At 44.0% G+C, this 11,915-nt stretch carries 10 protein-coding genes and 3 tRNA genes; 7 read left to right on the top strand and 6 right to left on the bottom strand.

Annotated features, from left to right (window positions below):
• Positions 1 to 21: 21 nt before the first annotated feature.
• The 3 genes from DOM22_RS00475 to DOM22_RS00465 all read right to left on the bottom strand — a co-directional run bounded on the left by DOM22_RS00475 (position 22) and on the right by DOM22_RS00465 (position 760).
• A tRNA-Asn gene (locus tag DOM22_RS00475) sits at positions 22 to 97 on the bottom strand.
• A 53-nt stretch (positions 98 to 150) separates the two neighbouring features.
• A complete protein-coding gene (locus DOM22_RS00470) occupies positions 151 to 603 on the bottom strand; it encodes a hypothetical protein (RefSeq protein WP_142698515.1) in 453 nt (150 codons plus the stop codon).
• Positions 604 to 683: 80 nt separating this feature from the next.
• Positions 684 to 760: transfer RNA gene (locus DOM22_RS00465), tRNA-Arg, on the bottom strand.
• A 154-nt stretch (positions 761 to 914) separates the two neighbouring features.
• On the opposite strand from DOM22_RS00465, the gene DOM22_RS00460 reads away from it, so the two are divergent.
• Together DOM22_RS00460 and DOM22_RS00455 are read left to right on the top strand one after the other, a co-directional pair.
• A tRNA-Ser gene (locus DOM22_RS00460) sits at positions 915 to 1,005 on the top strand.
• 265 nt (positions 1,006 to 1,270) lie between these two features.
• Positions 1,271 to 2,179, top strand: coding sequence for a chemotaxis protein CheX (locus tag DOM22_RS00455; protein WP_142698514.1), 909 nt, complete (start codon positions 1,271 to 1,273; stop codon positions 2,177 to 2,179).
• On the opposite strand, the gene DOM22_RS00450 is transcribed toward DOM22_RS00455, so the two are convergent.
• Together DOM22_RS00450 and DOM22_RS00445 are read right to left on the bottom strand one after the other, a co-directional pair.
• Complete coding sequence (locus tag DOM22_RS00450; RefSeq protein ID WP_142698513.1) at positions 2,180 to 3,208, bottom strand: hypothetical protein; 1,029 nt, start codon at positions 3,206 to 3,208, stop codon at positions 2,180 to 2,182.
• Positions 3,209 to 3,210: 2 nt separating this feature from the next.
• Positions 3,211 to 6,108, bottom strand: a complete 2,898-nt coding sequence (locus DOM22_RS00445; protein WP_142698512.1) for a type II secretion system protein — start codon at positions 6,106 to 6,108, stop codon at positions 3,211 to 3,213.
• On the opposite strand from DOM22_RS00445, the gene DOM22_RS00440 reads away from it, so the two are divergent.
• Genes DOM22_RS00440 through DOM22_RS00420 form a run of 5 tightly spaced genes read left to right on the top strand, consistent with a single transcriptional unit; the run spans position 6,079 to position 11,157 of the window.
• Positions 6,079 to 7,104 (top strand): prepilin-type N-terminal cleavage/methylation domain-containing protein, encoded by a 1,026-nt coding sequence (locus DOM22_RS00440; RefSeq protein WP_142698511.1) that lies wholly within the window; start codon positions 6,079 to 6,081, stop codon positions 7,102 to 7,104. The two genes, DOM22_RS00445 and DOM22_RS00440, sit on opposite strands and share 30 nt — an antisense overlap.
• 11 nt (positions 7,105 to 7,115) lie before the next feature.
• Positions 7,116 to 7,883 (top strand): hypothetical protein, encoded by a 768-nt coding sequence (locus DOM22_RS00435; RefSeq protein WP_142698510.1) that lies wholly within the window; start codon positions 7,116 to 7,118, stop codon positions 7,881 to 7,883.
• Positions 7,884 to 8,576, top strand: coding sequence for a hypothetical protein (locus DOM22_RS00430; protein ID WP_142698509.1), 693 nt, complete (start codon positions 7,884 to 7,886; stop codon positions 8,574 to 8,576). It begins immediately after the preceding gene.
• Positions 8,558 to 10,093 carry a spermidine synthase gene (locus DOM22_RS00425; RefSeq protein ID WP_142698508.1) on the top strand — a complete coding sequence of 512 codons (1,536 nt, stop codon included), beginning with the start codon at positions 8,558 to 8,560 and terminating at the stop codon, positions 10,091 to 10,093. Before DOM22_RS00430 ends, DOM22_RS00425 begins: the two co-directional genes overlap by 19 nt.
• Complete coding sequence (locus tag DOM22_RS00420; RefSeq protein WP_142698507.1) at positions 10,090 to 11,157, top strand: hypothetical protein; 1,068 nt, start codon at positions 10,090 to 10,092, stop codon at positions 11,155 to 11,157. The genes DOM22_RS00425 and DOM22_RS00420 overlap by 4 nt, the downstream gene beginning before the upstream one ends.
• On the opposite strand, the gene DOM22_RS00415 is transcribed toward DOM22_RS00420, so the two are convergent.
• Complete coding sequence (locus DOM22_RS00415) at positions 11,125 to 11,862, bottom strand: hypothetical protein (protein ID WP_142698505.1); 738 nt, start codon at positions 11,860 to 11,862, stop codon at positions 11,125 to 11,127. The genes DOM22_RS00420 and DOM22_RS00415 overlap by 33 nt on opposite strands.
• Positions 11,863 to 11,915 lie beyond the last annotated feature (53 nt).

The following is an 11,915-nucleotide window of genomic DNA, read 5'->3' as shown; positions in this document are numbered from 1 at the left end:
TCTTACCGAAGTAAGAAAAAATGGCTCAGAAGGAGGGACTCGAACCCCCGACCCAGCGGTTAACAGCCGCTTGCTCTACCGACTGAGCTACTTCTGAACGTTTCGGTGAAAGCCAAACTATTATTTTGGGCCTATCTTGTCAAACAGAAATCAGGGCTGCAACAGGCGCTGCAGGACTTTTTCCAGCATCACCGAGCTCATCGGCATCTCATCCGCTCTAAAATATGGGGAGTTGGCCGCTTGTTCCAAAGTTTTAGTGGCACCCTTGGCGTCAGATGCGACTAATCGACGATTAAATTGAGATTTTTGAACCACATCCGTGGAGATTGGACCAATCAAGATTTCACACACGGAACTGATATCTTGGGTACTCGTCAGTGCTTTTAAGACTTCACCTTTTTCAGAGAGGATTTCGACCTTTTTCGTCTCTGGCAAACACCAGTTCAGTGGGCGGGTTTCTCCGCCTAAAAGGAGTGATAAGGCACTGTCATCTTTTTGTGCCTCACGGGCAAAGTCCGAAGAACGGAGTTGCTGCATTCCATAGATCACCAGCCCAAACGAACCAATCATGAAAGCGACCTTCAGCCAAAATTTAAAACCCATAAGTCCTCCGTTGCAAAACAGAGTCTATAGTGATTCTTTTTTCTAAGGTATTGATTTTTTAGGGGAATTTAGGGAAAAAATGGTGCACTCGAGAGGATTCGAACCTCTGACCACTTGATTCGTAGTCAAGTACTCTATCCAGCTGAGCTACGAGTGCACTGTGAAAGAGACGTATGTTTAAGCCGCAGTAATCAAAAAATCAAGCATTCTTAAAGAAATTTGCAAAAAGCACCCCGTTATAAGGCCCCCAATCCTTGATTTGGGTGGAGGCCTATGGCAATTTAACGTCTCAGCTCAAAAAAGAGTCTCGCGGAGAAGTGGGAGAGTGGCTGAATCCAAGCGTTTGCTAAATGCTCGTACACCAAAAGTGTACCGAGGGTTCGAATCCCTCCTTCTCCGCCATTTTGACTACAAAAACCTGCCTCGAGCAGGTTTTTCTGTTTTTAGAGCTCCACCCGGCAATCACTATCTCTGAAAATATTCATTTATGTTCGAAATGAGACCTTTATAAACCATTTGGCGCCGTCTCATCTTGAGAAAATTAAACCAGATCGGATCAATTACAGAATGTTAAAGTAGTTTTTCTTGAAGCCGATACCTTAATTGGGAAACAGGTAACTTCATGCAATTCCCTCACCCTTGCAGAAAGAACTTGAGCGGATCGAACATGAAGACAAGAAAAACCATCCTCATTGTTGATAACAATTCAGGCCTAGAAAATCTAGTGCGTGAACCGTTGAGCGATCGTTTCCGTGATTCAACTGTTGCGCCCATTTTAGTTCGCGCAAAAGATGGTGCCGAAGCCGCTATTAAAACTGAAAATCAAAAATTTGATGTTGTCTTGATCGACACCGAAGTCCCACGCCTGATGGACGGTGGTTTTGTCTATGGACTTCACTCGTACAAAAATACCCAAGACGCAAATCTTATCGTCGTTACGCAAAAAGATAGCTCGGAACTCCCAGACACTTTACAAAGCTGTGTCTTACTGAAAAAACCGATCAATCCGGATGAACTTGTAAATGCGATGGTAAAATGCCTAAACCAAGGCGCTCCTTCCGCCGCACCAGCGTCGGCTTCTGCAGCTCCGCAAGCAAAATATGCTGTCGACGTTCGCGTGATCAATGCTGTGATTAAAGCGACTATGAATGTCTTTGCTCAATTTGGTGTTCAGAATATCACGATGGGGAAGCCAGAAACGAAATCTCCCCATGACGCACTTAAGGGTGAAATTTCATCCGTGGTAGAAATCAAGTCTCAGTCTTACCAAGGATATCTTGCCATCTCTTTTGATAAAGCGAGTTACCTGGAAGTCGTTTCAACAATGCTGATGGAAGAGCAAACAGAACTGAACTCCGAAAATCAGGATGCCGTCGGTGAGATCAACAATATCATTTTTGGTAATGCTAAATCTGAAATTACAAACTTTGGTGTTCAATTAACTGTACCAAAAGTTTTGATCGGCGCCGATAGCATGATTGAATGCAAACAGGGATCTGCTGGTATGCTGATCCCATTCTCTACGACTAAAGGTCATTTCTATTTGAAGGTGATCGCGGTTCCTGTCAGTAAGTAACTAGCGCATCAGCTGGGCAACTTTAGTTTTAACAGTTAAGCGCATGGCGAACATGGCTCTGACAATGATTTCCACAGCAATAAAAATAAATAACCAGAACCAATCAAACGTCCCTGGGTAGTGTCCCCAGAATTCCATCAGATGTTGTCCCATAGGCAAGAACGCCAAATGCATAAAATACGAAACACCCAAGTGCTTATTCCATGAAAGATTTGAGAATTGCGACATTCCTTTGATTCTTGCGAGTGCCGAATTAATCATTGGATCCATGCTTAGCCTCATCAGGAAAGAAAACCCGATGAAGTGCTTCCAGAACATCAAAGGCTTCATTTTAAAAACGTAGCCCTCGTATCCAGGTCCCGCGGGAAAAGGTCCATAATCCGGCGTCATCACGAATAGCAACGCAATCAAAACACCCCACACTGGCCACTCCCACTTGCGCATAACTTGAAATAGGCGTGGGGAGTTTTGCGACCACAAGACGCCAGCCGAGTGAAACAAAACCGGCAGTGCTAACCATGGCATTAAATTCCAACCCGAGAATTGAACGGCTTCAGGAATATTTAGTAATGCAGCATATTGTTCGTAGGGAATACACAACAGCGCGATACTTGCCACAATCAACGGCCATCGCAACATCGCTTTACGCGGAAGCGCTAGTACGAGAATATAGGATAATACTAAATAGGAATAAACATCCCAGTCCCAGGTTGTCGGGTCCATAGGATTGTCGGCCGTTGAAACCTGCAAAGCTATCAGTCCTGCGATCAACACAAAAAATCTCATTTTGTGCTGGGAGCGCACTTTTAAACCAATCAAAAAGAAACTTAAAGCGACAATGAAAAGACCGCCGTACTTAAATACGTCGCCGACCCAACCCGTAAGGTTGTGATAGTTAGAAATTTCAGCAGGAAGCGAGATCACGTCTTGAAAAAACGTGTACTGCCAGACGTGAAAATAAAGAATCGCCATCACCGTGGCGATTCTTAGAATATCAAAACCGTAAATTCTCGTACTTTTTTCAGACATGCTTAAAGGTTATCATCAAACAACGTACGGTCCATCGTGCAGAATGGCAATCCTGCGTCACTCGATCCCATGTCTTCGTAATAGCGCTGAACATTGTGTGGAGCATCCAACCAAGGATGCTCTGGAACGTATTCAGGGACTTTACAGTCTGCATAGCACCACTTCGCACAGCTCATCGTACCGTTTTTGGAATTGGATGACGTGGCTGCACAAGGGTCCCAATAAATTTTCGTATCCTTACAAGCAAAATTCACTCCCACCAGATCATTTGGATCGGCAGTAGGATTAGAACATCCAGCTCCGGTATTGCTGTACTGTGCGCCGACCAGGGCCGTTGTCGACGTTGTTGGACAGAACCCACCGACCACGCGCGGATCGGACGATAAAGAACCAGTTGAGGAGGTGACACTACATTGTTCGTTATAATCAGACCACTTCCAAAGCTTCAGGTTCGTTGGATTCTGCGGACCTTTATTAAACTGAACTTCCAAGCAAGCGTTTCCACCCTGAGCAATGCCCGGACTACCACTATTAAAGGCAATTCTCTTACCCACTTTGACCGGGAAACATCCCATCAGTGGATAAAGGTTATTATCACCCGAAATCTCGCTGCTTTCTTTAATAGCTTGGAATTTTCCGCCGGAACAACGAACAGCCGCATAACAGAACTGCTTGTTTTTAGAATCAAACACGGAATACAGAAGCTCATCACCCGGAGTAACTTTCGCATTTGGATCCATGTTGTAATCGTAGCCTTTACCGGGTCCTTTGGATGTTTTGTATCCAAACATCGGTTTAATACCATTCAAACTCGAATAAGCAGTGTTATCGACATAGAAAGTATTGCCAGGCACACAAGAATTCTTTTCTAGCTGAGAAATATCCATCGCATCATCAAGTGGCGATGACCACCCAGGGCTTGGTGGCCTGATGATGTTACATTTTTTACCGCACTTACACCCATTGTTACTATCGTCGCAGGATCGATATTTTCCTCCCGACGAATCTGGGGCATAGTTTTTACCACCATCACTGCTGCAACCCAAACCACCATTATAGCAAAGAACACCTGCTGTTGCCCCGGCGATGACTGCTGCCGTGATCAATGCCGTCACAGCCAAAGCTGTACCCGCGGATACGATGACTAAAACTGCAAAAAGAATCCAATTAAACAATCCACCGAAAAGTCCCTTACCACCTTTACAAGGCTTACAATTACATGTGTAACAAGGCGGCGGTTTGAAATAGACATGCGGATTGATTTCTTTGAGTGGGGGACGACGGTCGCCTGCAATACCAGGGGAGTCCATCATTTTTTCTTGAGCAGGAACGTAACTTAAATTCCCCGCAAGATCGATTGAAGCAATACCGAACTTCAGCTCACAACCCCACATGCGAGGATTCGCTTTGTCTCCGGAAATCTTTTCGTAAGTATATTTATATTCCACATAGGGCTGATTCGCATTTAGACCTGGAAATTTAAAGTTCTTGTCAGCAGACTTGATAACCTCAACCTTATCTGGTCGCGAGTTACAGAATTGCATTTGTTCGCAAGGAACCCAGCCTGTGTAACGAGTGTCCCAGGATTTATCAAAGCTTGTTTCTGCACCGCCATTATATGAACCAGGACACCAATTACCTTTAGTACCTTTAAACCACTGATATGATGTATCCAAGCACATCGGGATGACGCCGCCATCTTTCTGAGTGTTGTAAACACGGAATGTGATCACCATTTTCATGGAGTTCGCAGGCGTTTGAGAACATAGTGGCCTATCACGATTCTCGGGCCACTTTGGACTATTATTCCAAGGCTGCAAGTTCGTCAGAATTGTTTCAAAGGGATGTCCTAAGCAATCGGGTTTACCTGAACACTCAGTCCCTTTGCGAAGTCCATTGATACGACTGATGTTATCAACGATAGCACCCGGAGAGGCCGCCGAATTCTTCACATAGTTTACGTCATAGAAATAATCGACAACGTTTTGCTTATCTTCTGGCAAAGAAAAATCTTTCGTGCCCTCGCAAGTTTCTGATTGGCCCTTGTCGTTGGTAAAGTTGGCCCTCAAAGTGACGCGAAATCCATCTTTATCATCCATCCAGCTGGGGAAAATTCCTATTATCTGACGAGTCGTCGGAGAATAGCCAAATTGCGGTTCATAAGTAACGTTGGTACGACCACCGTTGCGTGGTCGTGGCCAAAAGGTGCCGCAATTACCACTGGCATTATTCGAAGCCAGATCGTAGCGATTCACTTTCATAGAGATATCTAAATTTTTAAGACCGCCTTGAAACTGATTGTTCAAAGCTTGACTGTCCACAGCTGTTAACAGTTTTACGGGAGAGAATGCCGAGCAATAGCCAGAATTGTACTTCGTCGCCAGGTACTCCATTGAACCTTTAAGCAAGAGTGGCGTATATAATGTAATACCGTCGTGCTGAATCGGCACATTCTTAGTTGTTCCTCCATTTTGAGGAATTTTAATCTGCTTGCCTGGATTTGTAGAATACAAAATGCGACCCGGGGCCAGATCAAACATCTTGTTTCTTTGACCTTTAAAATCAGGATCAAACGCATATGCATCGACTGGAATATCGGGCGGCAAAAACACTCTGGAACCCGCAGCCATAGCGCCTGTCGCGTTCGCCATTGATGCATTAATTTTTGGTTGATAACTGTCTAAAGAGTTTCCGAAAGAATTGATTCTCGAGAAGGCTGTATCAAGAACGGCCTGGCAGCTCGCAGACGTTCTCATCTCTTTGATAATTTTTCCTTGTTGGCTAAAGAAAGGCATTGCTAGAATGAAGATCGTGGCAAGGATACCGATCGCAACCATCATCTCAAGAGCAGAAAAGCCCGAGACACCTTTATGATTAATAGACCTGTCTCTACGAAACATTTGAAATCCCCCACAGAAAGCCAATCAAGTTGCTTTCTTAATTCTAACAGTGGGTATTTGGGTCAACAAGGTTTTTCACTTGTAGAACTTCTTCTTTCCGTCGTCCTGGGTTCGGTGCTTATGTATGGTGTTGGCGCCTTGATCAGCATGGCCACGAATCAAAACGAGGCGATCACCAACCGAATCCAATCGGAATCAGAGCTAAACGAAATTTCCTTTTACTTGAAACACTTTGCTTCACAGGGAATTAACGTTGAAGACGGCAGTGGAAAAAATCTTAACAACTGGAGTCCTTCCGGATCCAGCCAGAACACCGGATTTGTCAGAGCAGATTATTTGGCATCCACAGGGTTTAATGCCGCCTCTGCCACCGCGTCTATTGATACCATTGGTTTCTTCTTACGAGACACATTGATCAGCACCTACACGAGTGTTCCCAGTGTCGGAGATCGTTTTTTGCCTACGGGAATTTATTTTCAAAAACCCACGGCAAAAACGTTCGGGATTTTATACATCGACCTTGGAAAATCTCAGGCTGCGGGAACAGTCAGTATCTCTCCCACGCGGGACGACCTGTGGTTTGGCTCCATCGTCGATTTTCAAACAACCGAAAAAGAAGTTGAACGCTTCGACCAGAATAATCCCGATCAGGACCCGAGCACGTCTCCCCGCTATCGTCTTTCCTCCGTAACATTCAAAGTGACGGTGAGAGAATACCTCCCGCAAACAAATAGTAAGCGTGATTTCACTTGGTGTCCTCCTGCCGCTATGACCCAAACAGCCTGTAAGACCACAAGTCCCTACAAAGATGTTGAGCGCGTGATTCGAGTGGTCTTCAGAGATAACGTTCTTGGTTTTTCATCTGCACAGATGAGCGTAACTGCAGAAACCCCCAATACTTTGCGTGCGCAAAGACGTCCATTGTACCGCAGGCCTTATGATTTAATTTATTTCTTAAAACCTTCTTACCCGAGCGGGCAGCTTAAGAGAAACTAGGAGTTTATTTTATGATGCCTAAAAATCTCAATTCTGAAAAAGGTTTTGCAGGAGCGATGCTGGTGGTTGCAATCGCCGTGGTTATCGGGGTCATCATCGTCGGTGTGGTCTCCAAAATGGGAACTTTAAATAAAAGCTACGATAAAGCTCGCGCATTCTATGATTCAGAAAATGCCATCGAAAGTTTCGGAGTCTCACTAAAGAATGCGTATGACAAAGCCAACTATCTTCAAGATACTCCACCCCAAAGTGGCGGCACCGCCGTCAAAGACGACTATGGTTGCCCTGGAAAAATCATTACCATCGGTAGCGGCTCAAAAGCCGTGCGACTGTGCTGGGAATACGCGAAAGGCATTTGCAGCAAGCGATCTCTGAATGCGGGACTTGATATCTGCCTTGAAGCCGGAAGCTTGCAGGTGAATCTTCAATCATCTGATGAGTGGATGGTGGCCTATTCACCGAAAGCTAAATCTTTCGATCAACAACTTGAGATATTTAAAGAAGCCACTCGCCAAGTTGTTCAAGAAATGTCATTTCAAACTGCGCACGCGGCTCTTGATAGTTTCGCACCGGCTCTACCCGCTACGCCCTCGGTGAATAGCATTCCTATTAATATGGCGATGCGAAACCGCCCCGAGGCACCGGATTGCGATCTGGCTCAATACCAATGTTTAAAAGTTTCGTTTTGCGTGAAAAACGGAAGTTCTTGCTCTAACGCCGATCTGATTCGTCAAACATATATCTTTTCTCGGCCAGCAACCACCACTCAAGGTTATTAGATGAATGGCATTTTTCGCTTTCGCTTCATTTTGCTGCTAGTATTTATCACAGCATTTTGCAGCTATGCGTATGAACTCGTTTTGGCGAATGTGCTTTCTGTTCTTTGGGGCAACGTTGTTCAACAATACACGGTAACAACCGGGATCTATATCGCATCTATGGGGGCTGGTGCTTACTTTACCCCTGTTCGGTTGAATGCTAAGAAAGTTTTCATCTGGATTGAAGTTACTCTTGCGGCGCTGGCAATCGTTTCTCCACTCCTATTTGTGTATAGCGACGTTCATTTGAAATCTATTTCCCCCGCGGTTTGCTATGCTCTGATCGTCTCCATTGGATTTCTATCTGGTATGGAACTACCTCTTTTGCTACGAATTCTCGACTCGGACTCAGCAACAGGTGATAGAACTGAAAAAGCACTCTTTGCGGACTATTTCGGAATGTTCATTGCGGGCCTGTTGTTCGCACTTTTTCTAAACCGCCAGTTTGGGTCTCTTCAAGTGAATCTTTTTCTGGCGTTGGCAAATCTCGGACTTGCCTGGATATGTGGATTAGTCTGGGGATTTCACGATAAGCATCTTAGAAAATTTGAAGTTCCTCTAGTCAGCGTCATTTTTCTAGTGGTCACTTGGGCTGTTATTCAAAATCTAATAATTTACGAGGAGCAAATCGCAAGATGGATCATCGTAAATTAAAAGCCCTGGCTTTTGCTTTGTCATTTTGTGGATTTGCTTATCAAAGTCTGATGGCCAAAACCTTTGCGGTGTTTTTGCAGGAAGAGATCATAGGCTTTTGCCTTTCTTCAGCTTTATTTATTTACGGAGTTGGTCTTGGCAGTAAGAGGTCAGCAAACGCCAGAAATCCTCTGCATGATTTATTAAAGATCGAAATGATATTGATGTTCCTGGGTGCTATCGCTCCCATGCTGGTTACTTATCTTTTTTTTATCCCAAGTCTCGAATTAATTGAATTTTCAGGAATCCGGCTGCCTGCAGGCCCGTTGATGATGATCTTTGTTTTGGCAGCGGGATCTATCTCTCTTGCGCTGGGATTCTTAACTGGATTTGAAACTCCTTTGCTCTTTAGATTGCGTAAGGATTTAGACAATCAAACGCATCTAAACCAAATTCTTGCCTTCAGCTACTTTGGAGCTTTGGTTGCCTCCGCCGTGGTGCCGGTGATCTTAATTCCCAGATTTGAAATTTATGGAACCGCGATCTTGATTGCTCTGGCCAGCGGCGGCGTTTGTCTGTATCTAACGACACAAACTCAAAAGACCACAAGCCGCTTTAGAATTGTTTCGATCGGCATCATAGCCATCCTGTTGTTCTCTTTAGTACAAAGCCCTCTACAACAGCTTTCTTTAAGAATACGCTATTACGGGGATTACCCTAAGAATGTGACCAGCAAAAATGATCTTAATGAATACTTCAGTGGATTAAATAGTGAAATCAAAGTCACCAGACACCTCAGTCCCTACCAAGCAATTGACCTGGTGGATGGGCGCGATGAAAATGGTCCTTTTTTTAGTCTGTGGTTAAATGGGCAATTTCAGTTTGATTCCCGTTATGAAAAGTCTTACCACGAGGCTTTCTTGCAGGGTTCTTTAAAGATCGCGCAAAGCATTCCAAAGAAGATCCTCATCTTGGGAGCAGGGGATGGACTTCTTCTTAGAGACGCCCTTAAAACTCTCCCAGGCGAATCTGAAATCACAATGGTAGAGTTGGATCCTCAAATTTTAAAAATGGCCAAAGAAGATGCACGCTGGGTGGCCCTTAATGAAAACTCTCTCAGCGACAAACGTGTTGAGCTTATTACAGATGATGCCTTTCATTTCTTAAGAAAATCCGAAAGATCCTGGGACGCAATCTTTTTAGATTTTCCGTATCCCTATAGTGTTGAACTTTCCAAACTCTACAGCTTAGAGTTTTATCGCATTATCAAAAACCGTTTAGCCCCGAGTGGATTTATCGTTTTTGACTTTCCAACGAATGAAAGTGCGTCGATTATTAACTCCACGCTTAAGGCAGTCCCATTCGCTAGCGTAATCGCATATGAAAATACTGAAAGCTTTGTTTTTGCCTCAGACCGTACTTCTGCTGATCTAAATCACAATCTGGGGGATAACTATAAAACGGTTCAATTACCAGATGCCAGTAGTGATCTAGTGAATTCTTTATTCAAACCGCAACTGCCCAGGATGTGGGAATGAAGAGTCAAAGATTCTATGCTTTAGATTTGCTAAGAACATGTGCGATTCTGGTCGTGACCTTTTATCACGTGTGGGAAACATCTTTTGGTGAATCCAAAATGCTCTTTACCGCATCAGAATCAGTCTTTGGATTATTGACGCCATTTTTTTTGAACTACTGGGGATACTCGGGACTCATCCTAGCTTTGGTTTCGTTTTTCTTGATTGGGTATTCCAGAACACAGTTTAACTGGAAAAGATATCTTTTGGTTGGAACCGGATTGATTGGAATGATGGTCCATGATCAGGAAAATGCAGATATCACGACATGGAGCTGGAATCTTTACGCCTATCTTTTTGTAAGTCTATTAGTGGTTCAGGTCTTTCCACAAAATAGAAAGTTTCTGTCTGCTGCAAGTATTATTGCTATAGCTTCCTTGTGCATTCCGATCGATTGGTACCAGATCTTAAAACCAAATCTAAGCCCTTTTCTAAGTCAGATGCTTGTCGGGGATCTGGACGTCAACGCCACTATTGGTTGGGGACTGCTGCCTTGGCTTGCAATACCTGTTTTGGGATGCAGTATGGGAAAGATCATCAGACTAGAGCCTGAGCAATCGTGGGTCTACCAGGGATTGAAGAACGAAGCCTGGTATTTACTGGGTATTGCATTTGCTCTTATTTGTGTATTCCCCACGAATCCCAATATCTCCATCACGCCGACTGGATTTTACTATTACGTATTTTCTGGTGACCTTTGGTTTTTTTGGAGCCGCTTCATTGTTCTGTTCATTTGGATTCGACTTGCATGCTTAAATCAAGTGAATGAATTTTTAGGAAACTTTAAGGCAGTAAAATTCATCTCTGATTTGGCATGGAATAGATTTTTTGGACTTTGCTATTTTGTGGAGTTTGCATTTCTGCCGTGGGCTTCTGATTGGTCGCTTCACTTTAAGGAGCACCCCAGATTAATTGATCTCTATTGGCTAGGTTTGTTGCTAGCAACCGAGATCGTGACTCGATTGCTAGTCAAAAACTTTAAAGAATTCCGATTACTTTCTAATAAGCTCGTTAGCCGCAGCTGATACTGCCGACATACGAACTAAGCTTTCTTTACGCATTTTTTCTGCAAGTCGCTCTTCCAAGATATCCGCAGAGGCGTCGTCACCAACAATAGCTTTCAATGCAGATCTCATAGTTTCATCGCGCTCAAGCATAAACTGTTCATCAAGAACAGATGTCGTCTCACCAGACGCTAAAAACAAAGCCAAAGCGGGGTGACGAGAAGCCTCGAAATTCGCAAGAGCCTTAGAATATCCTGCATTTTTCAAAGATTCTTTCGCTTCCGCATTCCACTGCGGCAACTCTGAATCACCGTGCACATCTTTTTCGAAGAACACACTCAATGAAAGAAGCGGTTTCTTTTCATAGATATTGGCAAACTTTAACATCGCCTTTCGAGCATCAGCACATGACTTTGAGTTTTCCAACACATCTTCTATTTCGCTGATTTCTTTAGTCAAAGCTTTACCGCGTGTGCTTGAAGCTTCTGCTTCAGAAAGCATATCCAGGTCTTCCGTGTCTTCTTTCAGCATATTGATTAATTCGGCCACTGATCCTTCACGCTCAGCTCTTAGGTATTCAGCCTTCAAAGGGTGAACAACACGAACCACGTCCATTTCGTTTGAAATGCACTTTTTAATTTCAGAAAGTTTCAAACTAGCGAAAGAAGTTTGGCCGATCAGAAGAAGGGAAACTGTAACGGCGCCGCGAAGTGATTGTTTGAACATTTGAAAGATCCTTTGGTTCGTAAATGATTGATTCCACGAACCTATGTTCAAAT

The sequence above is a fragment of the Bdellovibrio sp. ZAP7 genome (assembly GCF_006874645.1).
GTDB lineage: Bacteria > Bdellovibrionota > Bdellovibrionia > Bdellovibrionales > Bdellovibrionaceae > Bdellovibrio.
This window is presented reverse-complemented; position numbering and strand designations above follow the sequence as displayed.